The sequence below is a fragment of the Pseudanabaena sp. PCC 6802 genome (assembly GCF_000332175.1).
GTDB lineage: Bacteria > Cyanobacteriota > Cyanobacteriia > Pseudanabaenales > Pseudanabaenaceae > PCC-6802.
In genome coordinates, this window is sequence record NZ_KB235914.1 from 2135558 (window position 1) to 2159367 (window position 23810).

The following is a 23810-nucleotide window of genomic DNA, read 5'->3' on the forward strand; positions in this document are numbered from 1 at the left end:
TATCCTCTCTCTCGCTAGTTTCTATCTAGCGAGATGCTTCTTGTTGCCTTTTAGTCTAAACTCCAGTTGAGGTTGTCACCGCTTATTGGTTTAGTCAAGCCACGGAGGGAAACAAACAGGCAATTGCCTTGGTTTGGGCGTTGCTCACCGAATCCTTAGAGCGTAGGTTTGATAGTGCGTTTGGGGTAATTCGTACTGAGCAAGAGCTTAACGAGCAATTATCTCAGCGTGTTCTACAACTTGAAGCAATCCTGACTCAACTAGGTGAAGCATTTGCACTTGATGATGACATCAGGCGTGAACGAGATTACCTGGAGTCCTTACTAAGACAGCAAGGTATCGATCCTTGGGGATTGCCTCAAGGTGAAGAAGAGTGACTGGGATAAACGCTGACAGCCCATCGCCGCCTTTCAGGACGCCGTAGATTATATACCCACGTCGCCGATCGCCTTTTCGATCGCACCAAAATCCCGCTTCGCCAATTGCGCAAACAAGGCTTGCTGGCCGAGGTAGAGCAGGTGCAGATCCTTAAGCAGCTTTTTCGCGCTTTCGAGATCCACTGCCTCCACCTGCTGGCAAAACAGCGCGTGAGCAAATTCTTTCTCCGTTGGCAAATTATTCATGAACATCCGCTCCTACTCGTTTGCACCAAGCCTTCAGTCCCTCGATCGCTGCTCTAGCCGCTTCGTAGGTAACTATCCAGTCAATCGACTCCACGCCCGTCTGTTTTTTCAGCTAGGCATTCAGCCCCTTGCGCGTCCCGTCGCACGCGCCCGCATCGCGAAGCAAGTACCACAGCTTCCAGATTTTCTTCTGCTCGCGCGAGTTCTCGATCCGGCGGGGCGGAGAAGCGCCGCGTTTGACTTTTGGCATCCAGCCCTTAGCCCGAAACGAGTTGAGCACTGTATTTAGCTCGGAAAGGCTCATGTCTGCCGTGGATTCCTTGCGAGTCAGCGAAACCAGAATCGTGCGGTACGCTTCGTCGCTCAGGCCGAGATCGGCTTTGGCGATATGCACCAGAGCCTTCAGTCGGTTTGTTACCCCTTTAGGCGGCGCATTACTCATCGTTTTCTCCCTCCTGTTCATAGCCAAAAGCGCGTATGCAGCCATCTATCAACGTCTCGCCAATCAGTTGCAAGAAACGGTGGATTGCATTTGCCGCAGTCACGACCGCTTCCCTCACACCATAAAGCGCTATCAAAACGATCATCAGTATCGTCAAAACCAGAGACAGCAAGAAGCTACAGACTACTTCCAAGACGTGCAATAACCAATCAGGAATTCGATTCATCTTGAGCGACCTCCTCGGTATTAAGTGCTGCCAGCCTCCTGAGCGCGAATCGGCGCGAAACTTCGCTGAGAGCCGGATTGTAGGCTTGTCGCCTGTAGTGCTCCGCCAGCTCGTGCTTCAGGCTACTATTATTGCTATCACCCCTCGGGTGCGTCGTGTTTTCAGTCAGCTTGCGAGCCACAATTTTCCTCCCTATCTTCTTCAAATTCTTGCAGCGCAGCGATCGCTTCGATCATCCCCTCGAACGGCTTAGCCTCCGAAAGGTAATAGCCCGTATCCAGGTCTACAGAACTCTCGGCGACGGCGATCGCACTGGCGGCGACATCGCACAGGTAATCGCGCCAGGTCTTCACGGCTTCCATATAAACTCCTCAGCACTCTGCATGCCCGGAGCGCTAAGCCTGATATCAAAAATTGCATCGTAAATCTGGCGATGCGATTCTTCCTCGCCGTCGCGCAAGTAGGCGACGCGCCCGACAATGCGGTAGACCCGATGAATGTAAGCTCCCATGAGACCAAAGACTTCCGCTCTTTGCTTGCTGGAAAAGAAGTCGAGCGGCAAAATAAACAGGCAGCGCCCGCTACGCTTAATCAAGGTCAGGCAGTGCGCCAGGATTGGCAGGGCTTTCGAGAAAGGCAAATTGCCGATCGCCACATCAAAAGTCTCAAGACACGACTTGGAAGGTTATTCAAGCCGAGGACAGAATGTCAGATGAATCTAAGCAGGCATAAGCACCTCCAATACCTGAGCTATAGAACGTCCGTTGGCAAACAAGCCATGAGCCAACTCCAGTAGTTGAGCAAGCGCTTCACGCGAGAGGGAATGGAGCTTCTGCCCGATGGTTTGCGTTCCCTTAGCAAACGAAAAACTTTCCGATTTTCCGCCCGAGCCCGTTACGCGTTGGAGCAAAGACTGCGCTAGACAACATAAACGCAAGTGGCGTTTGACCGCTTGCTGGTTGCGTACCTGAGCCGCTTCCAATCCTGTAACTTGCTTGCAGAACTCATGAAAGACTTCACAAGACCAGCGATAGTTCCAAGTTTCCATGATGCGCGTGCTTTCCCAATGTTGGGCATCCGTGAGTAAAAAGCGCGGGGCATCACCCAAGTCCGACTGCTCGTGTACAATGACCAAACGCTTGCGTCCATAGCGTTTCAGCCGTATCACTTTCGTAAATGCCCACATGGTCTTACTTTGACCATTACGACAGGCGATCGTCACAGCCCGAAAGCTCTGAGGATGCTGAGACCGTAACAGGGTGGCGACAGCATCAACTCGTTGCCACTGGTTATCCCAAAGGATATGTCGCGATGATTCAATTTCGCTGACCCAGTGCTTGCCCTTACTTTCAATCAAACGCGTCAACTCCAGGGTCAATACGCCGTTGTCAAAAGCATAGTGGGCGTTGGGGAACTGTCCCTCTGTTTCCAGTTGTTCCACGAGGTCTCGCACGATTTCCGTGCGTTTACGATACTCCAGCCGATTGCTCTGGTAGCTGATTAACTCGCTCAGACGCGCCATTACCTGCGTCATCTCCGTGTAACTCTGTTGTGCGCTCATCTGCAAATATGCTTTCTCTGCCTCCTGCCAATTCGGTGGTTGCACTACCACGTCTAACCCATCGATATACTCCCGATTTGAGATTACTGCAGTCACCACTGTTTGGTAGTTGCTCATGCGATGCTCTACATAATCGTAACTGCGTTTGACTCCAAAGATTTCTTGGGAGCATCTCAGTTTTGCAAGGCAAGGTTAAGAGAGCCATTAAGGTAAGCAGAACGGTGTTTGAGGACTTGTGGCACATTATCACGGTTCCATTGAGCGCCAGAGATTTTGATGCGTCTAGCGATTTGCTTAACAGCAGATTCCACTGCGCCAGAACCAATAGAGCAAATCTGCTCGGTTTGGAAATACCAATAATCAGGAATACGATGGCGATGCTTGTGCAGATAAGCAATAAAATTGATGCTCTGAGGACTAGCTAAGTGATTGAGCTCAGCAATAGCTGCAGTTACATTACCCCGCCACAAAAAAGCTTCGACCCCAGTCAAAAGTTGAGCTGTAGCCTCAATTTTATGCAGGTTTTCCACCAAATGGAACCAGTCCAAGATTTCATAGCGACTATCAGGTATAGAGATCTGGGCAATAATATTCCAAATCCCATCATGTCCATCCCCAATACAGGTAACCATATCTGCTAAAGGCTGTCGATTTACCCAGTCTGTTAAGGCAATGTTATCTTGAAATGTGGCAAATATGGCTTGTCCATGCAAGTTCACAGCTTTATAGTCCTTCCACTCACTTGGCTGTCCAAGTGGCGTGCGCAGTCTGATTCTGCCTCCATCGACACTTAATTCCTCGACCGACTCTTCTACCTCTAGGGGGCTAAATTCATGGCGATGCACCAGGCGCTGTTGTGTACTGCGCGATATTTGCACTCCCATCAACATGGCTAAGTCTTTGGCGGCTTGTTCGTAGGATACATTCGCACTCAAGATCAGGCTACATCTTTCCACATACGGGCTCACCTGGCTATAGGGGGCTACTTTGAGCTTCTGCGCTTGCTTTTGCGTGAGGTGGAGCTGTCCGATGCTGCTTTGCACTCGCCTGCGGCGTCCTGCTTCTGTGCCCGTAACTGTGCGGATAAAAAACTCCCTATTTCTGGGCTGACATGTTCGAGGATTTGCTGCCGCACAGCGATTTCGATCCCTTCCAAGCTGGTTAGTTGTTCCGATGGTGTATTCTGATAAAGGATGGCGGCAATAGCTTGAACGTGCGCTTGCATTTCTGAGAGTGTTCAGATTTTTGTGTAAATTGAGTCCTGAAGTACGTATTTACGCTGTTTCAGAGGCTCGATACACAAAATTCCGATCGCACCCGCATTTCTTTTTCCTGCTCTGGAGTCATGGTTGCTCTCCTTGGGGTTGGTTTCTCGTATTCCTATCTTCTGATTTCTTCCCCCTTTTGGCTACCCATCTATATTAAGCATTATTACTCAGTGCAAAGTTGAGATGCTCCCGTTAAATGATTTCTTTGCCCCGTTCGTGATGTGCCAACGTCCAATCCAGGCTGATTACCTCTTTCCCCTTGCCTTGATGCTCCGATGATAATGTCTCCCGATGCTTTTGCATTAACTCTTCGCTATCCCACCCTGCCTCAAACACTGCCTCGTGCATTGCCCGTCGGCTCACGGCTTCTCCCTCTGGCCACACTATTTGGCTGTGGATCCCTTGTAATGTCTTGTTGGGACTTAGAATCAAACCATTGACATATCGACTGACGTGGTTAAATCCCTCTTCGCGACAAAACACGCTGCGATATGCCTGCATCCCTTTAGCTATGGTTGGTGCTACTCCTACCAGCCTGAAAAAAGGTAATAACATTGGCAAAACAAGGCTTTTTCGTCGTTTATTCCTTCATCTTAGCCTTTTGTTGCCCTTTTTAGACCTTACCTGCTTAACCTTCCAAGTCGTGTCAAGAAGCTCGCAATCCAAAATGCTGGCATGTGCCCACATCCGCCCCGACAGCATTCTGCCTTCAGAGTATCGGGTTTCGTCGATCTCGTAGCAGGTAGTCCCAAAGGGCAGGTACTTGGCTACCTGTCCGGTACCCGCCGTTGGCTCCAGTAAAACTTTTTCGTGCGGCTCCAAAAGATTCGCTAAAATCTGCGCCAGCCAGTCTGGAGTTTCCCAATTGTCGGGACTCCAGTCATCTTTCTGTTCTGATTTTTTGGGCTTCAGCAGCGCTTTTGCCAGTTTCAGCGTCACCTCTTGATCTTGGGCTACTTCGATCGCGTTCTCCAGCACTTCATCGGGAGTACTGGGCGCGGTGAGCAGATACAGTGCCGACGGCTGGATTTGCAAATCCGACAACGTTGTCGGATTTAAACGGCGGGCTACCTGCATAAATCGCTGTGCCATGCGCTCGTCCCAGTCGAGTTCGCGCTTCATCCAGGCCAGAAACTTGCCGTGCTCGACGCGCTCCTTTACCTCCAGCAACATCGCACCTACCGAGGCGATCGCATAGGGAATGCGCTTCACCGTATTGCGGATTTCTTGGGCGCGATCGCGCAGGAAATCGTCGTCGTCCAAGACTTTAGACTCAACTACCTCCACTTCTCGCGCTTCTAGGGTCAAAATTTCTTCCATTCGCTAACCTCCAATCTTATTTTTCTCAACCATCTCGCGCAGGCGCTTCAGGTTTGCGTGGCGCTGTTCCGGCGTTAGCTCCGCAGGAGCAGGCACATCTCGATCGTCCACAACTCCAACACCATCACTACACCCAGCAACAAGATCGCCAGCCATAGCGATGCTCGTGCTGCGTCGTTCTTCGCGTTTTGCCCCATATGCCTCCCACTGCAACGTTACCAACTCAAATCTCTCCAGGACAAAGAAACCCTTATTAATCCAGGCTTTCGCGTCGGTTACGCCGTGCGGCTGCTTGCGCTCCTCCAGATAGCGACAAATCCAGCGCACAAAGTCCGGATCGAAATCGAAGAGCTTCGCGCTTACCTGCCACGGTTGCAGGCTGACACCGCTGCGAAACCTGGCACCCATAGGATCGAAGGTCATCGCCAGCCTCCGACCTTATCGAGGTAGTACTTGTCGACAGAAAAGAAGAGATCGTTCTCTTCTTTTAATTCCACTAAGAAGCTATCCGAAGCCTTGTCGTCCGGCAGATAGAGAGCGTACTGATTACTTCCGTTCAAATTTGGATGATTTGCTCGCAAGTGACACAAGTTGGCTACTTCCCACCTCTGACAGCCATAACTTTTCTTGGTATCGCGGCTCCAGAATGGGCAATTTATTTTTTCGCAAACTAAAGCGCTCACTCTTGTTCCGCCTCCCAAAACGCGATCTGACTCACCTGCAAACCAGCAGGTGAGTCGCCATTGAAATTAATAAAAGAAACTCTGTCGTTTACGTTCCTTGTGAATTCCTTGTAGGTGGACTCAAGAAATTTATGGAATACAAGCTCTCGTCCGTTCACAAACACAATTCTGAGCTTCACTTCAGTCCTCCCTGATTAATTAAAAACAACGAAATCGCCGCCGTCACCGCTCGCTCGGCATCCCATTCGGGACGGGAATTGACGAAGCGGCGCAGTCGATCGCTCAGATCTTTAGGAATCTCCAAAACAATCGGCACCACTTCCGCAGGCGGCATGGGCGCGGAACTGCCAACCGGCAGCCGTAGCTGCCCGACCAAATCTGGCATCGCTCGGCTTGCGGAGGACGGGCGTGCAAGCATGGTCAGGCAAGTTTACTAGATAAACAAACCTCTGATGCCGCAAGGCGTTGAGCATTTAACTCAAAAACTGTAATATCAAGCTGAGTTTGGCAATGCAAGACAAACCTCTAATGCCGCAAGGCGTTGAACACCATAAGGTTTTAAACTTCTCCCTGCCCGAAAGCTTAATCGCCGATCTAAGGGAGATAGCAGATTCCCAAAGTCCCAAGAAATCGCTCTCTGAATTAGCAGCAAAAGTTCTACGCGAGTGGGCAGATGAGCAGCTATCAAATTGCGTGCTTGAACTAATTTCAAAGCCAAAAGTTTGGGATAGAACCTACCCTTTGGTAGACTCGCAAGATCAAGCGCTTGCTGATTCCGTAAAGTGGCGAGCCACTTCAAACGGTTGGGTTAATCGCAGGCACGTTGACGGCAAGCAGGCAGCCGTCTACCTGCACAGAGAAATCTTGAAAGTGACAGGCAATCAAAGCTTTCAGGTGACCTTTAAGAACGGTGACAGACTAGATTGCAGGAGAGAAAACCTGATTTTGTTGACGATGTCGGAATTGCGATCGCCCACCTAAATCCGCGCATCCGCAAACCCAAAGCTAGCGCCAGTTCCCCGCGTTGCTTGTCATGAACCCTAACCCGCCTTCGGCTGAGGTTAGGGTTGCAGCACCAGCTTGAATACCTCCATGTAAAAATCAAACGCCCTCCCAGAGCCACTCAAAAAATCAAGTCAGCCCACAGAGCCAGTTTGATTGTTGCATTATAAACCCCAAAAAAATTCCAAAAATCTGCTTATTGAGAATGGCTTTTTTGCTCGCGATTTACGCCGATCCAAAAACGGCTGCTTTTTTTTGATTTTTAGTTTTTTTCACGAACCACCTCAAAGCCTTTCATCCCAATCAATCCCAGTAAGTCCCGGTTGGTACCGCCGATCCAATAATGAATGCGTGCATACAGTGTGGTTACGGATGTATTACAGCGATTAAGGAGAGGTACCAGGCCACTGGGTAGTTTTTAGCATGAATCAACCAAACTAAAACATTTGGACAATCTTTGGTTGTCGGTTGAGGTGGCGAGCTAGCCATTTATCTTGACCTATGTGTAAGAGCGAGAGCTTTTGCACAGTAGTTGTTTGTGGGATTTCTAGGTGCCTATCAGTTCTCGAACTCTAGCGATCGCCGTAAGGATAGACTTATGTTTATACCTGGTTTATATCCGAAAACAGCAACTTCAAGTCAACACATATACTTAGGAGTACAGACTTTCAGGTTTTGGGTACTATATAAGCAAATGATTCATGAACTGAACAAGTTGTGAACTGTAAACTGTTACTGAGCAAGGCTCCTTAAGGTTAAAAAGTTGGCGTTAAAGGATCTGGATATCAAAGGTGAATATCGCAGCGATCGCTGCGATCTAATCCAAGATTTCTACATTCCTTGCTTAGAAAAGGCCACGTTATATAGTCGGGCAGTTGGCTTTTTTTCTAGCACTTCAATGGCAGCGGTGGCGAGTGGTCTGACCGCATTGATTCGGTCGAGGGGAAGATGCGCTTGAAACTAGAATATTTTCGCACTCTTAGCATTCAATAAAAGAGATGAGATAGGTTCTATAAATCCTTGTAAACTTAAAATTAATTCAAAATGAAGCCAAGATTAGAATATTACGCCAAAAAACTTTCTAGGCTCAACACTAATAAAAATAAATCGAGAGGAGTTGCCCCTCATAAGCCTATTCTTCTTCTATCAGTTATTGAATTGATTGAACAAGGACTTATAAAGCAAAACAAAATTTTTCTCTCCCCAGAACTGATTGCAGCCTTTCTAAAATATTGGAGTCATTTAGGCTCAGATCTCCATCGTTCCAATATTTATTTGCCATTCTTCCATCTTAAAAGCGAGGGATTTTGGCACTTAGCAATAAATCCAAATTTAGAGTCTTTTGCTCCCAGCTTTAAGCCTTCTAGCCTTACCGCGCTTCAAGAGTTTGTTAACTATGCTTACCTTGACGAAGAACTTTATGAGATTCTCCAAGATCCAATAGGAAGAACCACTTTAGTTAATGTTTTAGCTTCCACTTATTTCTCTGACAAGACAAAGTCAATCGAAAACCTCTTCCAAATTAATTCTTTCAAAGACTTTCAAGACAGATTGAGAGAGCAAGGTGGTAAAGTATACACAGTCGAGGAATTAGCTGATGAGGGCAAATCGGTTGTAAGAGATGCAGCATTCAGAGAGGTTGTTGTCTCTATCTACGATCATCGCTGTGCTTTCTGTCATTTGAGAGTCATCAGTTCTAATAGCCAGAATATTGTAGATGGATCGCATATCAAACGCTTCTCAGAATTTCGAGATGATCGAATTGACAATGGATTATCTCTTTGCAAGAATCATCATTGGGCTTTTGATAGAGGATGGTTTACAGTAGATGATGATTATAGAATCATTATTTTTGAAGGCTTGAGAGAAGAATTCCCCAATACAAAGCCAATGAAAGAGTTTCATGGTGAGCATATTATCTTACCAAATCAGTCTAGCTACTTCCCAAGAATTGATGCACTTCGCTGGCATCGTGAGACTATTTTTAATCAGAACGAGCAGTTATCTTTAACATACGAAGACTCCTAAATATTACTCCCTATCTTGTCTGCTTAGTAAGTTATATCAAGTCTACTCATGAATTAAGATCGAATTGTCTTTCTGAGGGTTTGAACGAGGTTTCGGGTGCGTCTTCTCCCATCTTCAGTTTCTCTATGTGCAACCAAAATGAGCGGCACTTCATCATCACCAAGCTCTGGTTTGGACTTAACTGCTTCTCTCATTCCAGCTAGGCGATGTTCTCCATCTACAGCAAACATTTTCTCCTCGCCAGTGAAACTTAGGAAGCCCACACTACCTTTAGCATAACTTGGTATATCTTCGATATTAATGTCATCTTGAAGTGGATGAAAATTCTCGAATCCATGCCATGAAGGCTTACCTCCGCATAGTGCTACAACCAATGAGTTGAAGAAACGTTGCTCTTCACTTTGCAGGTAAGTAGTAATCATTTTGACCTGATCTTCGCTCAACTCTCGTTGAATCATATCTGAAAGCTTTTGACTTTTGTAAATTTCATCAGCAAACCATGCACGGTTAACTACTTCCGACATAGGGATAAGGCAGGTGTAGTATACCCAATTGCCGAAGAGTCCGCGTAATGCTGGAAGATAGTACTGTTTCATAATGCTTTTATAGCTTTCTTACATACACTTTTTTAATCTGGCGACATGAGATAAATATTAAAGCAGAGATAGGAACACTTTAAGGGGCTTACCTGGGAAATGCCCTATCGATGATTGCTAGGCTAATAGCTTGAGTGTTTTGGTACTTGTAGGAATTGGCAGTATTTACAAAAAGTTTAGAAAAGACAGCAATGTCTAATTGATCTGAAGGTGGTAACACTTTAGCATTTGGTTTCAATAGTCCAACTCATCTTTGTACGGGAAACATCGTGCGTCAAGAATACAACAAGCTGACCAGGGATGACATACCTGAATTTGCCCATGCCATTTTGTAGAAGTGTCTAAATCAGAGTACCGACCAACACCACGTAAAAACCTTCTTCTACCTGCGAATGCTGGATACGGTCATCTTGACGCTGTAGGCACGATCGTAGCGATCGCCTCATTTCTGTTTTTGCGGTAAATGACAAAATCGCTGTCTAGGGTAAGTACGCTGCTATCAGGATAAAGTTCTGCCATCCTGACCAAACAGGCATCTGCCAATGCCATAGGTACAGATGAGTAACGCCTCATCGATTCTTCAATGGCTTGAGCTTCTTCACTCAGATCGAAAGGAATTTGTACAATACCTAGATGTAATAATGCGATCGCCGCTTCCTTGCCACCGTAAGTGCTACTCAACAAGAAACAAGCCTCTGTCATTACAGCCTCACAGGTAAGTATGGGGGGTTCAATATTTGCCCACATTTTTTCCGCCCATGAGTGAAAGCGATCGCCGCGATTGAGAAACGCAACAAGCGGACCTGTATCAAGCAATACCCGTCGCCTCATCAAGTGCCAAAGCCTTCCATATATTTCGGATTAGTAGATAGATCGCTAGGCCCCTCTACGCAGCCCACCCAATCTCGGGATACGTCCAATGCTGACATTCCTGGCTGCCAACCTTCTACAGGACGTTCGCGCATCTTATCTGTTAGCAGAGACTCCACAAAATGAAGCACTTGCTGCTGGCGATCGCTGGGCAATAGCCTAAGCTGTTCGACAATTTGCTGTTCGATATTTTGGGTTTCGGTTGGTGTGGTCATGGTTTGCCTCCTTAGTTGCACACGATCCTACTGCTTCTGATGATAGTCTTTTTTCTAGCGCACAAATGAGGTTGCAATAGTCATTTGCCAGTGGAAGGGCTATGAATGCATTTGTATCAAGCAAAATTTCGATGCTATGCCAGCAAAGTCAGGTTGGCAAAAAACTGCCGAATGCTCTGTACGTCCATGCCTCAGCTCTAGCTGCTCTCGATTCAAAACTACAACAGTACGAAAGCCAAGCCAGAAAACTACTGCCAGAAAGCCTTAACAACTTTACCCTCGTTAAATTCAGCTACAACCAAACAAAAATTTCCTACCTGATCTATCCTGACTTCGACACCGATCCTCATCCTGAACTACAGACCAGCATTCAAGTTAACCTGGAAACCCAAGAAGTTCAGCACCGAGACTATAGCGACTCTCAGAATCCACCGCTTCTTCATCGAGAAGAAACCTTCATTACACCTGACTATCCTCACTATCAGACATTTGACAAACTAACTCGCCAGGAAGAAGCGATCGGGCTGCTACGCGAACCTCGTACTATCGGTACGCGCAACGGCTGGATGCAACGCTTACAAGAATTTAACGTCAAGATTGAAGGGCATCGAGTCATTCCATTACAGGTCGATCGGCAGGTTCAATTTCAGCCAAAAATAGATCGCCACAAAGCAGCCATTCATCGCCCCGATCTATCAAAACCCGTTCGTCTTGCACTAGAGGCAGGGTTATTAACTGAAGGCTCCACCTTTTTTGACTACGGCTGCGGTCATGGTAGCGATATTAAGCGTATTGCCGAAAGAGGGTTTGTCAGCAACGGCTGGGACCCGCACTACCATCCACACACAGATCGCACCCCATCTGAGGTTGTCAATCTGGGTTATGTTATCAATGTTATCGAATCCCAATCAGAGCGACGCGAAGCCCTAATCGATGCATGGAGAATTACTCAAAGAGTTCTCATCGTCGCAGCACAGGTACTTATTAGTGACATTAGTAGAGGACAAATTGCCTATGGCGATGGAGTCATCAGCAGTCGTAACACCTTTCAGAAATACTACGAACAGGAAGAACTAAAACTCTATATCGACCAAGTTCTAAATGTCGATTCTGTTCCCGTTGCCCTAGGGATCTACTTCGTCTTTCGAGATGAGGCACAAGCCCAGAGCTTCCGAGCCTCGCGCTTCCACTCTCGCGCTACAACTCCCAGAGTACTGGTAGCTACGAAACGTTTTGAAGATTATCAAGAACTTCTGACTCCTCTCATGAGCTTCTTTACCGAGAGAGGTAGATTGCCCGTTAGCGAAGAATTGCGAGGCTTTGAGATAATGCTAGCTGAGTTTGGCACCATGCGCCGCGCTTTCAACGTCATTGTGCAGGCAACTAATCAAGATGAATGGGATGCGATCGCGGACAAGCGCCGCCAAGACATTCTCGTTTACCTCGCCCTCAGTAATTTCGACAATCCTTACAAGCGACCAAAATTCAACCAATTCCCTCCCACGTATCAGACGGATATTAAAGCCTTATTTGGTTCCTATCAAGCAGCTTGCACCACGGCTGACCTCATGCTATTCAACCTGGGTAAAATTGGCTTCATAGCTACCTGTTGCCAAAACAGCAGAATTGGACGACTAGATGAACGTGCCCTCTACGTTCACATCTCTGCCTTGGATGCCCTCGATCCGATGTTGCGCCTGTATGAGGGCTGTGCTAGTCGCACAATTGGACGGATGGATGGTGCAACGCTGATTAAATTCCATTTGCACAAACCCAAGATCGCTTACCTGTTCTACCCTGATTTCGATACCGACCCCCATCCGAAGCTGCATACGTCTATGCAGATCGACTTAAGAGATCTGCACGTTCGCTATCGCAATTACACCAATTCCAACAATCCACCTGTATTGCATCGTAAAGATAAATATGTAATCGCCGACTACCCCCAGTACGAAAAGTTTGCCAAGCTGACTCAGCAAGAAGAAAACTGGGGATTATTGGATAACATAAAAGAGATCGCTAACTTGGAAGGTTGGTTACAGTGTTTGCAAGACAATTGTGCCGAACTTCAAGGGCATCGCATTGTATGGCGCAAGGATGCTACCCCTGACAGAGTAAAGCAGTTGCAAGCTCAGCGTAAAACGAAGAAACCTCCGAGTAATTTTGTGGCAGATGAACCCCTATGATTATTGTCAGCAATTAAGCTCGATCCACTATTGCATCCAATTTGACAATAACCAAAGCTAGGGGCTGGTTTGTCCGTCATGCTGGCAATAACTGAGTCAGAATAATTCTCACGCTCATCTGGGGAAGCAGGTGAAATGGCAAAATAAGAGTGGGCCGATTGCATGAATTGTCAAACTAGCCATGATAAAGTTTCCCCTGACAGAGTTGTTAGACGAGCAAGCCTGCTACGACTGGTTACTAAAGATCCTACATCCTGGGGGTTTGCATTGTCCAAACGGGCACGCTCTACCGGACAGACAAGCACCACACGACCGCAAACGCACCCCCATTGTGAAATACAAGTGTCGGGAATGCGGCAAAGTGTTCCATATATTTACAGGCACAGACCTGTGCGGTAGCCATTACAACTGTGGCACGATTGTGCTGCTGTTGCGGGGATTCTTACAAGGGCAAACAACACAACACATAGCAGAGGAGTTAGGACTTGACTATGGGACGGTATTGGCCTGGCGGCATCGCATCCAAGGCCGAGGATTTGCACATTTGATTAACACAGCCATTCCCGATCAAGAGTCAGAGATGGACGAGATGTTTCAGAATGCGGGGGAAAAGGAGCCAAACACGACCCGATTACCGACCCACCGCGACGACGAGGCAATCAACGCAAAGGCAAGGGCACGATGGCAAATGACCGTCCACCCGTTGTCGGCACCGTTGGACGCAGCAGTGGTCAGATCCGTCTGAAGGTTTGTGACAATACCCAACAAGTAACCATCCAACCGCAGGTGGAGGCAACCACTTTACCTACCGCGACTGTCTATACCGATGAATCCGATGCCTATAACCGCGTACCTGCTTCAGGTCGTGGGCATCAAACTGTATGTCACTCGCTAGGGGAATATGCCCGAGATGCGGATGGGGATGGCTTTTGCGAAGTGCATTGCAATACTATGGAGGGAATTTGGGTTGGGTTGCGCAATTTCCTGCGTCCGTTTCGAGGTATTCACAAAAAGTATTTGCACTTATATGTAGGCATATTCGAGTGGTCATACAATCTACGTTGGATTGATTCTGACTTCCTCCGTCGTCTTCTCATGCCTCCTTCCACCTATTTACCTAGATGAGCGCTGATATTTCCTTATTCTGCCCCTCTTGGCAAAATAACCTCATCCTAATTTGCAAGAGGTCTATTGATGAGACAAATTAGTTCATTACCTCTCATTAATAGCGTTTGTAGTAGTGCCAAACAGATCGTAGCAGTCGGCCTCGGTAATTTCTACAGGTAGTAAATCACCTAGAGAAGCTTTGCCATTGGGATCGCTGACGTAAACAAGTCCGTCTACGTCGGGAGCAAAGCGGGGCGATCGCCCTATTAGCTCGCCAGTCTCGGGGTTTTCCTGTTCGATTAAGACATTAACAACCTTACCTACTTCAGCTTGATTCTTTTTGAGGGAAATTTCCTGTTGTACTTCCATCACGGCATCGCGTCTTGCTTGCTTGACCTCTTCGGGTAATTGATCCGGCAGATCGAAAGCGGGAGTCCCTTCTTCCGCTGAAAAGGTGAATACACCGACGTGATCGAATTCGTGTCGTTGGACGAACTCTAAAAGGTGCTGGAATTGTGCTTCAGTTTCACCAGGAAATCCCACAATAAAAGTGGTGCGCATTATTGCACCCGGCATTGCAGTCTTAATTTGTTCGATTATTTTGTCGTTAACGCGCCCTTGCCAGGGACGATTCATCGCCCGCAATACATCGGGATGGGAATGCTGCAATGGCAAATCGAGGTATGGCAAAACGTTGGGTGTAGATTGCATTGCCTTTATGACCTTAGGCGTTAAGCCCGTGGGATAGGCGTAGTGCATCCGGATCCAGGGCACATCGACTTTACCGAGGGCTTGCAGCAGTTCGGCCAGACGAGGTTGACCGTAGATGTCCATGCCGTAGTTGGTGGTAATTTGCGATATCAAGAGTATTTCCTTCACGCCTTCGCTGGCAAGGCGTTGGGCTTCGGTAACGATTGACTCAATGGAGCGCGATCGCTGGTTGCCGCGCAGATGGGGAATAATGCAAAATGCACAGCGGTAATCGCAACCTTCCGCGACTCTCAAGTAGGCGACGGATTCGTTAGTGGTACGGTAACGCGGCACGGTATCGTCAGCGATGTAGGTTGGTTCTGCCGAGACCTCCTGCACCCGCTCGCCTGCCTCTGCCCGTTCGATTACATCGACGATTTTGTGGTAGTCCCCCGTCCCTACGATCGCCACCGCTTCGGGAATTTCATCTAATAATGTCTGTTGAAAATGCTGCGCCATGCAGCCTGCTATGACGACGCGCTTGCCCGCCTCCGCTAGTTCTACAAGAGTGCGTACCGACTCCTCGCGGGCAGTTTCGATGAAGCTACAGGTATTGACAATTACGTAGTCGGCCAGATCCTCATTGCTATCGACCCCGTAACCTGCCTGTACGAGCAACCCGAGCATGTGTTCGGTATCGACGCGATTTTTCTCGCAACCCAAATGGGAAATAGCGATCGTGGGTTTGACCGTTTTGAGCATAGTCTTGAAATTTAAGAGTAAGAGGCATTGGCTAAATAGTGGCCTTTACTAGGTTAACACCACAGGATTTAGATCGCCCCCGTTTTTCCTGCCCGTCGGTAAAAGCGTTTGGCGATCGCGGTAATCCGTGTAATAAAAACCGTCTTTGCTTGCGTATAGGCAGTGCGGTATTCTAGAAAATCTGGGCACTCATGGTGTCTAAATCGAATTCAAATCGTTGTTCGTAATTCGTTTCACCATAAATATTAAAACTAATTGTTGGTTCGTCCCCCAGGGCTTCAATACTGTGAATTGTATCTGACATAAAGGTAACGATCTCTCCAGCGGTGATGACGCGATCGCCAACTCGTTCAATTTTGCCTGGGAATTCAACTGTAGGCGATCGCCGCCAGAATGTATTTTTCTCTTTGCCGCTAATCAAAGCAACCAACCCCCACGCTCCGTGGTTGTGGATAGGTGACGCGATTCCTGGCAGCCATGCGACCAACTGGACAGTGAGGGGAAAGAAAGGCTCGTCGTAAAGCATCTGCACGGACCAGCCCAACTCGGGATCGGGCGGTTGTTCGGGAACTTGCAGCCAGTACGAACTGGTGAGCAATCTCTGGACTAGCGGGCAGATGGCCTGGAGGCGATCGCGATCGCTACTTATGCTGGCTAACAAGTCTTCGAGATCGTTGAGAAAACGGTAGAGGCGGTAGGGAGAATTTGAGAATTCGCGATCTGGAACTTTTATCTCTTCACAAATACCGCGATCGTCAACCAAGAGGTAATCCATTTCTTATCCCAATTGATGCAAATAGACAATCCATAGCGACATCCTAAGGCTATATCGCTACGGCAATCAACAAAATTACGAAAAGATACACCCCTGATGTAGGGGCAGGTTTTGCAGTAAATCTACGATTAGAACTATTAGATTCAGGCTAAACCTGACCCCCTACGGGGATTTCATTTGCCAGAAATTTTCTTAGCCTGCTAGCGATCGCAAGGCTCCTGGCTGATTAGCGATGGACGACCTTATTGTTCAGAACACCAGGCCAGTTTGCATCGGCTTTCTTAATATTTCCAGCTACATCTTGCATCCACTGTGCCTGCACGTCTTTATCGTAGTTGAGATAAAGTTTACCATCTACGATCTTCCAGGCATCAGCTTCAGTTTTAGCCAGATTGCCCTCGCTCACTGCCTTGGCACAATATCCGCCATACTGAGGTGCGTACTGCATGGGATTTTTGGCAAACAGATCGCGGTGGAGAGCGCTAGAAAACTGCCAGGTGACACCCTTCCACTTGTAAGTGTACTTATTACTCCCCGCCATCGGCTTGCCTTGGGTGAAGTAAGCAACCACATCTTGTCCCTTTAAAGCGATGCCCTCGCGATCTGAATAGATATCGCTCTGGAGCGTTTTACTGGCACAGGGATTCGTGCTAGCGGCAGGTTTGGCTGCGCAGGGATTCGGCTTGCTAGCACAGGGCTTAGCAGCACAGGGATTTGGTTTGCTAGCACAAGGTTTAGCGGCACAGGGATTTGGTTTGCTAGCACAGGGCTTAGCAGCACAGGGATTTGGTTTGCTAGCGCAAGGTTTTGCCGCACAGGGGTTGGGTTTGCTAGCACATCCCTTAGACTTAGTTTGAATAGCGGCAGAGTTAGATGTAGATACGTTGGTATCCGCGATCGCATAGCTGCTATTACCCATCACCACTCCCAGAATTGCAGCGATCGCAACAGCAGCCAGATACTTAATTTTCATGAGATTACAGTCCCCTAATCGATAGAGCTAGATCGAGATCGTTTGGTTGATAACACTGCGATGCAGTTCGTGATAGTGTTAACTCTTCTACTACGGATTAGGCATGATTTTGGATTGCCTCAAAATTCACCAGCCATAAAAAATCCCTTACCAGTAGTACTAGGCAAGGGATGTAAACTTACTTGAAACTATGCTAGGTATCTACAAAACCACACCTTTCTGGATATCGATGGGCTTGAGTAAATAAAGCTTCAGGAATTGCAAACCATTGGAAACATAGTAAGGCAGCTTGCGTAGGGTCTTCAGGAACTTAGGTGCAGAGGAAGACTGAATTTCGCTCAATTGGGTATTATTATCGACGCATTTATCTAAATATGCCCAGAATTTAGGGTTATCTAGATCGAGGATAACTGGAAATGCCTTAGCTGAATCGCGGTTAGTATCTCGCAACACCTCATCGACATACTTTCTGGTATCCATACCAATTGCTGCGTAGAAATCAGCACGGTTGCAGATATCGTTAAGGTACATGGTGGCAAATACAGACAGCAAGAAGAACCTGCACCATAACTTTGCCTTCCAATCATTCAGGAATTGGGGCTGGCTCTTGAGCAAAAGATTGCAGAAATCGCCGTGGCGGTTTTCGTCTTGACACCAGTTTTCAAAGAACTTAAAGATGGGGTAAATCCGATTTTCGGGATGAGCTGCTAAATGCTGATGGATCTTGATGTAACGCCAGTAGCCGATTTTCTCGGATAGGTACGTGGCATAGAAAATAAACTTAGGCTCAAAGTAAACGTATTTTTTGCTCTTGGACAGAGATGACAGGTCGAGGGACAACTTGAAGTCGGGCATGGCCTTATTCAAAAATCCGGCATGGCGTGCCTCATCGCGACTCATCAACGCAAAGATCTCCGCCATCAAAGGATTTTTTTCCTTCATCTTGACTGAGATTTCTTTATAAAGCAAAAAGCCAGAAAATTCTGAAGTGCAAGAGCCTTCGAGGAAAGTGCGGAACGATCTTTGAATATCTGGGTCGATGTGATCCCAGGATTGGTCGAATTCCCGATCGCGAACAAAGTGTTTGCGGTTATAGTCCGCTTTAAACTCTTGCAAAATTGCCTCAAAATCAGCCTCTGTCAGAGAAATATCCATATTCGCCATCGCATCAAAGTCAGTCGTATAGAAGCGAGGGGTCAAGATGGTTTCGTGCCGATCTGTTTTATTTGCCTTGGTTTGGCTCTGTTCTTTTGGTAAGGAAGCAACCATAGTCTGTCAAAAAGTTTTAGATTAATTTATCTTAAATTATGCCTAGGTCTAGTCTAGGAGCATTTACGTCGATCGCCTGTTAAGAAGAGTTAAGCAAATACTGCTTTTGTAGCTTTAATTATAGCCATAGACAGATCTGTTAGGACAGGGGGTGTGGGGGCTGCGCCCCCACGCAGGGGTGGAACCCCTGCACCCCGTCCTAAGCCTGTTGGCTATAGCTATAACAAAACAGTACCTACTAAACCCCTAATAGTTCTAGATTCAGATCGGACGCTGCGCGTGCCAAACTGGCTAGATCGCTGATATTGGATAGGTGGGACAGAATGCCTAATACGGGGATGTTGGTGAGGGAATAGATTAAATCTGGCGGTGCCCATGCCTCAATGTCTTCATCGGAACAAGCCTGTCCGCAACTCAGCACCATCCCTTTCAGATTTACTTTTTGCAAATTAGCAAGTGCTGCATTTGCTACTGCTTGAGAGATCGCGCCCAAGCGCACGGGCACTACCAGAACAGTAGGAATATGCCAGTCTCTAGCTAGATCTGCCACCGTGTATTCATAGGTAATCGGCGATCCCAGGCCGCCCATCGCTTCCACCAACAAACATTCATAACGCTGTTGTAAAGTCTGAAACTGCTGCCAAATTAAGCCCAGATCTATATGCTTGCCTTCCCTGACTGCCGCGATCGCAGGCGCAATTGGGGTTTCAAAGTAAAGCGGGGTAATTTCTGCCAGCGACTGACTTAACTTGAACGTGCGGTGATAAAACTCGCGATCGCCTTCTCCAGACTGCACGGGTTTGTAAATTCCTAACGTGTCGGGATTGCGGTAAGTTTGCCAGTAGGCAGCCAGCGCGGCGGTTAAGATCGTTTTACCCACACCAGTATCCGTACCAGCAATCAGCAAAGGTTGCATGTGCTTGCAAAATTTCTATGTGATGTATCAATAATTATCGTAGGGTCAGTGCCTTGTGCCTGCCCTATCCTTCCGCCCTAAACCAATTTGGTTTTAACCAAGAATTTGCGGTACGCGGAAATAATCATCTTCCCGTTCCGGTGCGCCATCGAGCAGCACTTCCTTATCTTCCCAAGGTTTGAGGTCATCTTGGCGCGTGACATTGACCGTAGCGATCGCTCTGGTAGTCGGCTCAACTCCAACCAGAAGTGGATCGAGTTCGTTCAACTGCTCGAAATAATCTAAAATCTCACCAAGTTGCGTTGTAAAAGCCACTTCCTCAGCTTCACTGAGTTGCAAGCGACCGAGATGGGCGACATGCCTTACTTGTTCGCGATCGATCATGGGTTAAGTTACCAGTACCTTTAATTAAGTAAGCGATTGGGGGATTTACCCAAACCTTGATTTGTTAACCCCTTTTCTCAGAGTCTGCGCAGGCAGACTTTGTTTGTGCAGCCGCGACTTCCAGCCGCCAGGCCGTATTAGGGATAATAATCGGTGCAGATTTGGTATTAACTTGTAGGGTGCCGTTAGCGTCAGCGTAACGCACCATCTACAAATGTAAAATTGGCACATTATCTTAGCGCTAGTTCTTCAGATTAAAGGAAATTAGCTAGAAAAATACATTAATATCAGCGCGACCAGTGGTCTTCAGCCAGTTTTGTGCCTCAATGTAATTGTTAGGCGCAATGCGGATCGCCCTCACCCAATAATCAGCCGCCTGCGTGAAAAATTCTTCCTTCTCCTCAGCATCCTCGGTTTGCTCGCCCTTGTAATGATAAATCACCGCGATATTGTTCAAAGCTTGGGGTAAGCGGGGATTGAGATCGATCGCCTGGGCATAATACTCCAACGCCTTGTCATGATCGCCATTACTAGCGTGAATCAGCCCCATGTTGTAAAGAATATAGCTGCGATCGTAGGAATTATCTTCCAGTTTCAGCGCTTCCTCGTAATTAGAGAGCGCTTCGGCATATTCACCATCACCCTGAGCCGACATACCATCGCGGTAATAGGCGAATGCCTCCTTCTCTCTCTTGCTGGCAGGAAAGATCTTGAGAATCGTATCCGCAATCACTGTAAAAGTCTGATCGACAAAATTATCGTTACGTTGAGATCTAGGCATGGTGTGAGCTAGTGATTTTGTAAATTAACTAAACTTAGGGGTTGCAGGGGGATACCCCCATGCTGGTTCTGCTCTTTTTAAGTGCAGGAGCTATAAGGTAAATGTAAAACTACTTACTAGCATACCTGGTACTGCGATCCCACCTAGCGATCGGCTGCCATAGGTATCAGTGGCGGGAATAAATTCCTGAAAATCCGTGAATGCCTCCAGATTAGCGTTTAAAAACTCATAAATGCTGTCATCAAACCGCAGATTCTCAATCGGTGCAACTATTTCCCCATTTTCCACCCAGAAACAGGCATAACGAGTCATACCTGTAATTCTGCCACCAGGGCGATCGCTCCAATTCAGGTAATGCAAATTAGATAAATACAAGCCCGTACCCAATTTAGTCAAAATTTCTGCTGCGGGCAAATCGCCCACACCCACTTCCGGCGCGCGCATATATTCGCTGCTACCAGCACCATTTGCCGTCTTGCTATATTCTTTCGCAGTGCGCGTACTCACCAGGGGATTAACTAGCTGACCCGCCACAATTACCGATAATTCTTCAGGGGACATCTCGCCTAATTCATTGAAGCGGGGAACCGTGCCACCCCGAAAATTTTCCTTCAGATTTAATAAAGGTGATAGCTGTCTTTCGCCTTGGCGCAGTTTCAGTAAGGCACTACTCCCCTGTTGCAAAGATGCCTCGCCCACTGCACCTCGCAACATGCCCAACAATTCCGCCGCCGCATCAGGTGCAAAATAAGTACGATACTGCCCCCGCCGAATTGACTTAGCAGGTAGACTTAACGCCTGTAATTGCTGCTTAGAGCGATCGATCTGAGCAGCATACGCTGCTTGCTCCCAATGTCGCCCTGCATAGCCGCCTTTTACAGCGCGATCCGCAGTGCTTTTGCCCGCTAAATTATCAGCCGCCTCCACTGAGGTAAACATAGAGTAATCAATCGAAAAGGTTTCTGTAGCAAACCAATGCTTTTGGCCAGCCGAGTTGGCATTAGCTCGCGCGATCGCTCCCGCCGCATAAAACCCGATGAAATCAACACCCTGTGCTGGCTCCAACAACGCATCGATCGCCTGCTCTGCGGTTAGCAATTCACCCTCGTACACCTCGCGGCTAGATCCTTTATTTTCCGGTAATACCGCGTAGGGATTTTCCGGGATCTGAGCCACTTCCTGCCGCAAATAACTCAAATTATCTAAAGCTCTGGTACTATCGACCGTCCAATCGCCAGTAAAAGGAAATGCCGCACTTGCCTCTCGTCGATCGCAAATTAAATTCAGCGACATGGTGCCATCTGCGACTACCCCAGTCTGACGCACCTTGGCATTGTTAAACCGCGTAAACTGGCTGCGCTCGCTATTCAAACCGATCGTTAAGTACTCGTCCTTATTTAAACTGTCAACTAAATAATCGGCTAACTGGTTAAAGCCCGCTTCGATAACTTCAAGCTCAGATTGACTCATAGATATACTTAATACTCTCTACAGCATTCCTTAACAATTGCTTCCCTAAAAGCCGACTGCTAATAGCCGATCGCCGATCGCTAATTTATCGATGCCTCTAGAAGTGAAAGCATTGACTGGGAAGCTAATCGCGGATTTTCGGCTTGCATCAGCGATCGCACTACTGCCACCCTCCTGGCACCCGCTGCAATTACTTCTGGCAAATTTTCAAGATCGATACCACCGATCGCAAACCAAGGAATCGCGACTCGATCTGCTACGTAGCTCACATATTCTAAACCAGCCGCCGCCTTACCCGGTTTAGTTGGAGTGGCATACACGGGGCCAACCCCTACATAGTCGGCTCCAGACTCCAGCGCCCGCTTTAGTTCGTCTGGATTAGTGGTGGACTGACCGATAATATAATCCTTGCCCAAAATTGCCCTAGCAGCAGCGATCGGCATGTCTTGCTGTCCCAAATGCACCCCATCTGCCCCCACTGCCTGCGCGATATCGAGGCGATCGTTAACTAAAAAAAGCGCGTTATACCTATGACAGAGTTCGCATAATGCAGTCGCCATCTCTAGACGAATGCCATCTTCTTGTTCCTTATCGCGATACTGTACGAGTGGTAATCCACCTTGCAGTCCTGACTCCACTACTTCCAGTAAGTTTTCAGATGGCATCGTCACTAAATATAAACGTGCATTGTGTAATTTTTGGCAACGATCCTGCCCCATTACATTACTTTCAAGCACGTAAACCCGATAGCGGATCTGCTTTACTGCCGCAGCCATGTCAGAGTTGTAAATTTTGCCGTATTCCTCAAGGACGCGCAGCGCCTCCTGCACGCGACTCAAATTAGCCCTCAATAATGCATCTATATCAGATCGGGTTTCCTCATTCTGGTGGCTCAGTCCCGTTCCCGGATCGCCGATCGTATCCCTTGCAGATCTGAGATCGTCAGTGTGCCAAACTGCCAGTTCCTGCCGCGATCGCTTGCATTCTTCTGTAAGCGCGGCATTCTCCAGGCCAAAACGACACCACTCCTCAATTACGCGCAGACCTTCACGAGCGCGATCGAGGTTAGCATCTAGAATTCGGCACAGGGTGCGATCGGATTTACTCAAATATTGCACGATAAATCTAACTTATAAGGTAGCTCGAAAATTAACTACTCTCTATCCTGTCTCCGAATCAGCGTCTCAACGATACCAACAAGTCTGTCAATATTTTTCTCTTGACGGATAGCAACTTCTTTCATTTCCGCAAAGCCAGTCCTGACCTCGATTCCTAGCGCTTTAACCTCAGTACCCAACGCCTTAACTTCAGTGCCCAAAGCCCTAACCTCTGATGCAAGGTGAGCTGTTTCGTCGCTAAGAGTAAGCAAAACTGACTCAATACGATCTATTTCTTCTGGTAGTGCCGTCATAATTCATCTTAAAAATTTTCCAATTAACTCGAGTTACGATCTGCTAGATAACTATAACAGTCCCACCCATATGAATTGTTTCTAAAGGCTGAATGCCGATAGCTAGCTTACACGCATCATTTCAGAGCTTACGCGCATCATTTCAGATTGCTATAATAGCCGCATAAATCAGCAAAAGCTATGTCCGCAAACATACTCCTAGTTGACGACGAACCCAGACTCAGAGAAGCCGTGCAAGCATATCTAGAAGAC

General features: G+C 47.5%; 34 protein-coding genes (1 of these 34 cut by a window edge). 8 read left to right on the forward strand and 26 right to left on the reverse strand.

What is annotated here, in order from left to right:
* Positions 1-128: 128 nt before the first annotated feature.
* The gene (locus PSE6802_RS29140) at positions 129-377 is read left to right on the forward strand and encodes a hypothetical protein (protein ID WP_019500919.1); all 249 of its coding nucleotides are present in this window, start codon (positions 129-131) and stop codon (positions 375-377) included.
* Positions 378-425: 48 nt separating this feature from the next.
* On the opposite strand, the gene PSE6802_RS0115250 is transcribed toward PSE6802_RS29140, so the two are convergent.
* The 13 genes from PSE6802_RS0115250 to PSE6802_RS29165 all read right to left on the reverse strand — a co-directional run bounded on the left by PSE6802_RS0115250 (position 426) and on the right by PSE6802_RS29165 (position 6541).
* Positions 426-623, reverse strand: a complete 198-nt coding sequence (locus tag PSE6802_RS0115250; RefSeq protein ID WP_019500920.1) for a hypothetical protein — start codon at positions 621-623, stop codon at positions 426-428.
* Positions 624-735: 112 nt separating this feature from the next.
* Positions 736-1065 (reverse strand): regulatory protein GemA, encoded by a 330-nt coding sequence (locus PSE6802_RS29145; RefSeq protein WP_019500921.1) that lies wholly within the window; start codon positions 1063-1065, stop codon positions 736-738.
* On the reverse strand, positions 1058-1291 hold the full coding sequence (locus PSE6802_RS0115260) for a hypothetical protein (RefSeq protein WP_019500922.1): 234 nt from the start codon (positions 1289-1291) through the stop codon (positions 1058-1060). Before PSE6802_RS0115260 ends, PSE6802_RS29145 begins: the two co-directional genes overlap by 8 nt.
* On the reverse strand, positions 1275-1472 hold the full coding sequence (locus tag PSE6802_RS33505) for a hypothetical protein (RefSeq protein ID WP_156815542.1): 198 nt from the start codon (positions 1470-1472) through the stop codon (positions 1275-1277). The genes PSE6802_RS0115260 and PSE6802_RS33505 overlap by 17 nt, the downstream gene beginning before the upstream one ends.
* Positions 1453-1653 carry a hypothetical protein gene (locus tag PSE6802_RS0115265; RefSeq protein ID WP_019500923.1) on the reverse strand — a complete coding sequence of 67 codons (201 nt, stop codon included), beginning with the start codon at positions 1651-1653 and terminating at the stop codon, positions 1453-1455. Before PSE6802_RS0115265 ends, PSE6802_RS33505 begins: the two co-directional genes overlap by 20 nt.
* A complete protein-coding gene (locus PSE6802_RS0115270; protein WP_156815543.1) occupies positions 1641-1931 on the reverse strand; it encodes a hypothetical protein in 291 nt (96 codons plus the stop codon). Before PSE6802_RS0115270 ends, PSE6802_RS0115265 begins: the two co-directional genes overlap by 13 nt.
* 78 nt (positions 1932-2009) lie before the next feature.
* A complete protein-coding gene (locus PSE6802_RS29150; protein ID WP_020699935.1) occupies positions 2010-2969 on the reverse strand; it encodes a transposase in 960 nt (319 codons plus the stop codon).
* A gap of 56 nt (positions 2970-3025) precedes the next feature.
* A protein-coding gene (locus PSE6802_RS0115280; protein WP_156815544.1) for an ISKra4 family transposase occupies positions 3026-4077 on the reverse strand; the annotation gives its coding sequence in 2 pieces (ribosomal slippage) (positions 3026-3943 and positions 3946-4077; 1050 coding nt in all).
* 235 nt (positions 4078-4312) lie between these two features.
* Positions 4313-4675 carry a hypothetical protein gene (locus PSE6802_RS31180; protein ID WP_019500926.1) on the reverse strand — a complete coding sequence of 121 codons (363 nt, stop codon included), beginning with the start codon at positions 4673-4675 and terminating at the stop codon, positions 4313-4315.
* Positions 4676-4708: 33 nt separating this feature from the next.
* A complete protein-coding gene (locus tag PSE6802_RS31185; RefSeq protein ID WP_019500927.1) occupies positions 4709-5440 on the reverse strand; it encodes a DUF3102 domain-containing protein in 732 nt (243 codons plus the stop codon).
* Positions 5441-5443: 3 nt separating this feature from the next.
* Positions 5444-5863, reverse strand: a complete 420-nt coding sequence (locus PSE6802_RS0115300) for a hypothetical protein (RefSeq protein WP_019500928.1) — start codon at positions 5861-5863, stop codon at positions 5444-5446.
* 256 nt (positions 5864-6119) lie between these two features.
* Positions 6120-6302, reverse strand: coding sequence for a hypothetical protein (locus tag PSE6802_RS0115310; RefSeq protein WP_019500930.1), 183 nt, complete (start codon positions 6300-6302; stop codon positions 6120-6122).
* On the reverse strand, positions 6299-6541 hold the full coding sequence (locus PSE6802_RS29165; protein ID WP_083901711.1) for a DUF2811 domain-containing protein: 243 nt from the start codon (positions 6539-6541) through the stop codon (positions 6299-6301). Before PSE6802_RS29165 ends, PSE6802_RS0115310 begins: the two co-directional genes overlap by 4 nt.
* 92 nt (positions 6542-6633) lie before the next feature.
* Between PSE6802_RS29165 and PSE6802_RS0115320 the strand changes: the two genes are divergently transcribed.
* The 3 genes from PSE6802_RS0115320 (at position 6634) to PSE6802_RS29170 (ending at position 9153) form a co-directional block, all read left to right on the forward strand.
* Positions 6634-7104, forward strand: coding sequence for an HNH endonuclease (locus PSE6802_RS0115320; RefSeq protein ID WP_019500932.1), 471 nt, complete (start codon positions 6634-6636; stop codon positions 7102-7104).
* A 784-nt stretch (positions 7105-7888) separates the two neighbouring features.
* Positions 7889-8083, forward strand: coding sequence for a phospholipase D-like domain-containing protein (locus PSE6802_RS0115325; RefSeq protein ID WP_019500933.1), 195 nt, complete (start codon positions 7889-7891; stop codon positions 8081-8083).
* Between the two features lie 86 nt (positions 8084-8169).
* Positions 8170-9153 (forward strand): HNH endonuclease, encoded by a 984-nt coding sequence (locus PSE6802_RS29170; RefSeq protein WP_019500934.1) that lies wholly within the window; start codon positions 8170-8172, stop codon positions 9151-9153.
* A 53-nt stretch (positions 9154-9206) separates the two neighbouring features.
* Here the strand turns inward: PSE6802_RS29170 and PSE6802_RS29175 are convergent, their stop codons facing one another.
* The 3 genes from PSE6802_RS29175 to PSE6802_RS0115345 all read right to left on the reverse strand — a co-directional run bounded on the left by PSE6802_RS29175 (position 9207) and on the right by PSE6802_RS0115345 (position 10834).
* The gene (locus tag PSE6802_RS29175; protein WP_019500935.1) at positions 9207-9749 is read right to left on the reverse strand and encodes a DGQHR domain-containing protein; all 543 of its coding nucleotides are present in this window, start codon (positions 9747-9749) and stop codon (positions 9207-9209) included.
* Positions 9750-10154: 405 nt separating this feature from the next.
* Complete coding sequence (locus tag PSE6802_RS0115340) at positions 10155-10580, reverse strand: type II toxin-antitoxin system VapC family toxin (protein ID WP_019500936.1); 426 nt, start codon at positions 10578-10580, stop codon at positions 10155-10157.
* A complete protein-coding gene (locus PSE6802_RS0115345; RefSeq protein ID WP_019500937.1) occupies positions 10580-10834 on the reverse strand; it encodes a hypothetical protein in 255 nt (84 codons plus the stop codon). The genes PSE6802_RS0115340 and PSE6802_RS0115345 overlap by 1 nt, the downstream gene beginning before the upstream one ends.
* A 101-nt stretch (positions 10835-10935) precedes the next feature.
* Between PSE6802_RS0115345 and PSE6802_RS0115350 the strand changes: the two genes are divergently transcribed.
* The 3 genes from PSE6802_RS0115350 (at position 10936) to PSE6802_RS32020 (ending at position 14145) form a co-directional block, all read left to right on the forward strand.
* Positions 10936-13020, forward strand: a complete 2085-nt coding sequence (locus PSE6802_RS0115350; RefSeq protein WP_019500938.1) for a DNA phosphorothioation-associated putative methyltransferase — start codon at positions 10936-10938, stop codon at positions 13018-13020.
* Between the two features lie 181 nt (positions 13021-13201).
* A complete protein-coding gene (locus PSE6802_RS33510) occupies positions 13202-13765 on the forward strand; it encodes a hypothetical protein (protein WP_026103004.1) in 564 nt (187 codons plus the stop codon).
* Positions 13702-14145 (forward strand): transposase, encoded by a 444-nt coding sequence (locus tag PSE6802_RS32020; protein ID WP_071592253.1) that lies wholly within the window; start codon positions 13702-13704, stop codon positions 14143-14145. Before PSE6802_RS33510 ends, PSE6802_RS32020 begins: the two co-directional genes overlap by 64 nt.
* Before the next feature lie 87 nt (positions 14146-14232).
* Here the strand turns inward: PSE6802_RS32020 and rimO are convergent, their stop codons facing one another.
* The 10 genes from rimO to PSE6802_RS0115405 form a co-directional block, all read right to left on the reverse strand.
* Positions 14233-15579, reverse strand: coding sequence for a 30S ribosomal protein S12 methylthiotransferase RimO (gene rimO / locus PSE6802_RS0115360; protein WP_019500939.1), 1347 nt, complete (start codon positions 15577-15579; stop codon positions 14233-14235).
* 172 nt (positions 15580-15751) lie between these two features.
* Complete coding sequence (locus PSE6802_RS0115365) at positions 15752-16354, reverse strand: cysteine dioxygenase family protein (RefSeq protein WP_019500940.1); 603 nt, start codon at positions 16352-16354, stop codon at positions 15752-15754.
* Positions 16355-16580: 226 nt separating this feature from the next.
* The gene (locus tag PSE6802_RS35385; protein ID WP_019500941.1) at positions 16581-17327 is read right to left on the reverse strand and encodes a YHS domain-containing (seleno)protein; all 747 of its coding nucleotides are present in this window, start codon (positions 17325-17327) and stop codon (positions 16581-16583) included.
* A gap of 201 nt (positions 17328-17528) precedes the next feature.
* Entirely contained in the window at positions 17529-18596 is a 1068-nt protein-coding gene (gene acsF / locus PSE6802_RS0115375; RefSeq protein WP_019500942.1) for a magnesium-protoporphyrin IX monomethyl ester (oxidative) cyclase, read from the reverse strand.
* Between the two features lie 238 nt (positions 18597-18834).
* The gene (gene bioD / locus PSE6802_RS0115380; protein WP_019500943.1) at positions 18835-19512 is read right to left on the reverse strand and encodes a dethiobiotin synthase; all 678 of its coding nucleotides are present in this window, start codon (positions 19510-19512) and stop codon (positions 18835-18837) included.
* A gap of 93 nt (positions 19513-19605) precedes the next feature.
* Positions 19606-19896 (reverse strand): Asp-tRNA(Asn)/Glu-tRNA(Gln) amidotransferase subunit GatC, encoded by a 291-nt coding sequence (gene gatC, locus PSE6802_RS0115385; RefSeq protein ID WP_019500944.1) that lies wholly within the window; start codon positions 19894-19896, stop codon positions 19606-19608.
* Positions 19897-20164: 268 nt separating this feature from the next.
* Positions 20165-20677 (reverse strand): photosystem I assembly protein Ycf3, encoded by a 513-nt coding sequence (locus PSE6802_RS0115390; RefSeq protein WP_019500945.1) that lies wholly within the window; start codon positions 20675-20677, stop codon positions 20165-20167.
* 90 nt (positions 20678-20767) lie between these two features.
* Complete coding sequence (locus PSE6802_RS0115395) at positions 20768-22147, reverse strand: TldD/PmbA family protein (protein ID WP_019500946.1); 1380 nt, start codon at positions 22145-22147, stop codon at positions 20768-20770.
* 80 nt (positions 22148-22227) lie between these two features.
* Complete coding sequence (locus tag PSE6802_RS0115400) at positions 22228-23265, reverse strand: thiamine phosphate synthase (RefSeq protein WP_019500947.1); 1038 nt, start codon at positions 23263-23265, stop codon at positions 22228-22230.
* 35 nt (positions 23266-23300) lie between these two features.
* Positions 23301-23558 carry a hypothetical protein gene (locus PSE6802_RS0115405; RefSeq protein ID WP_019500948.1) on the reverse strand — a complete coding sequence of 86 codons (258 nt, stop codon included), beginning with the start codon at positions 23556-23558 and terminating at the stop codon, positions 23301-23303.
* A 180-nt stretch (positions 23559-23738) separates the two neighbouring features.
* Here PSE6802_RS0115405 and PSE6802_RS0115410 point away from each other — a divergent pair, with 180 nt between their 5' ends.
* On the forward strand, positions 23739-23810 hold the start of the coding sequence (locus tag PSE6802_RS0115410; RefSeq protein ID WP_019500949.1) for a response regulator transcription factor. Its footprint extends 630 nt past the window's final position; only the first 72 of its 702 coding nucleotides appear in the window; its start codon is at positions 23739-23741; its stop codon lies off the right edge, out of view.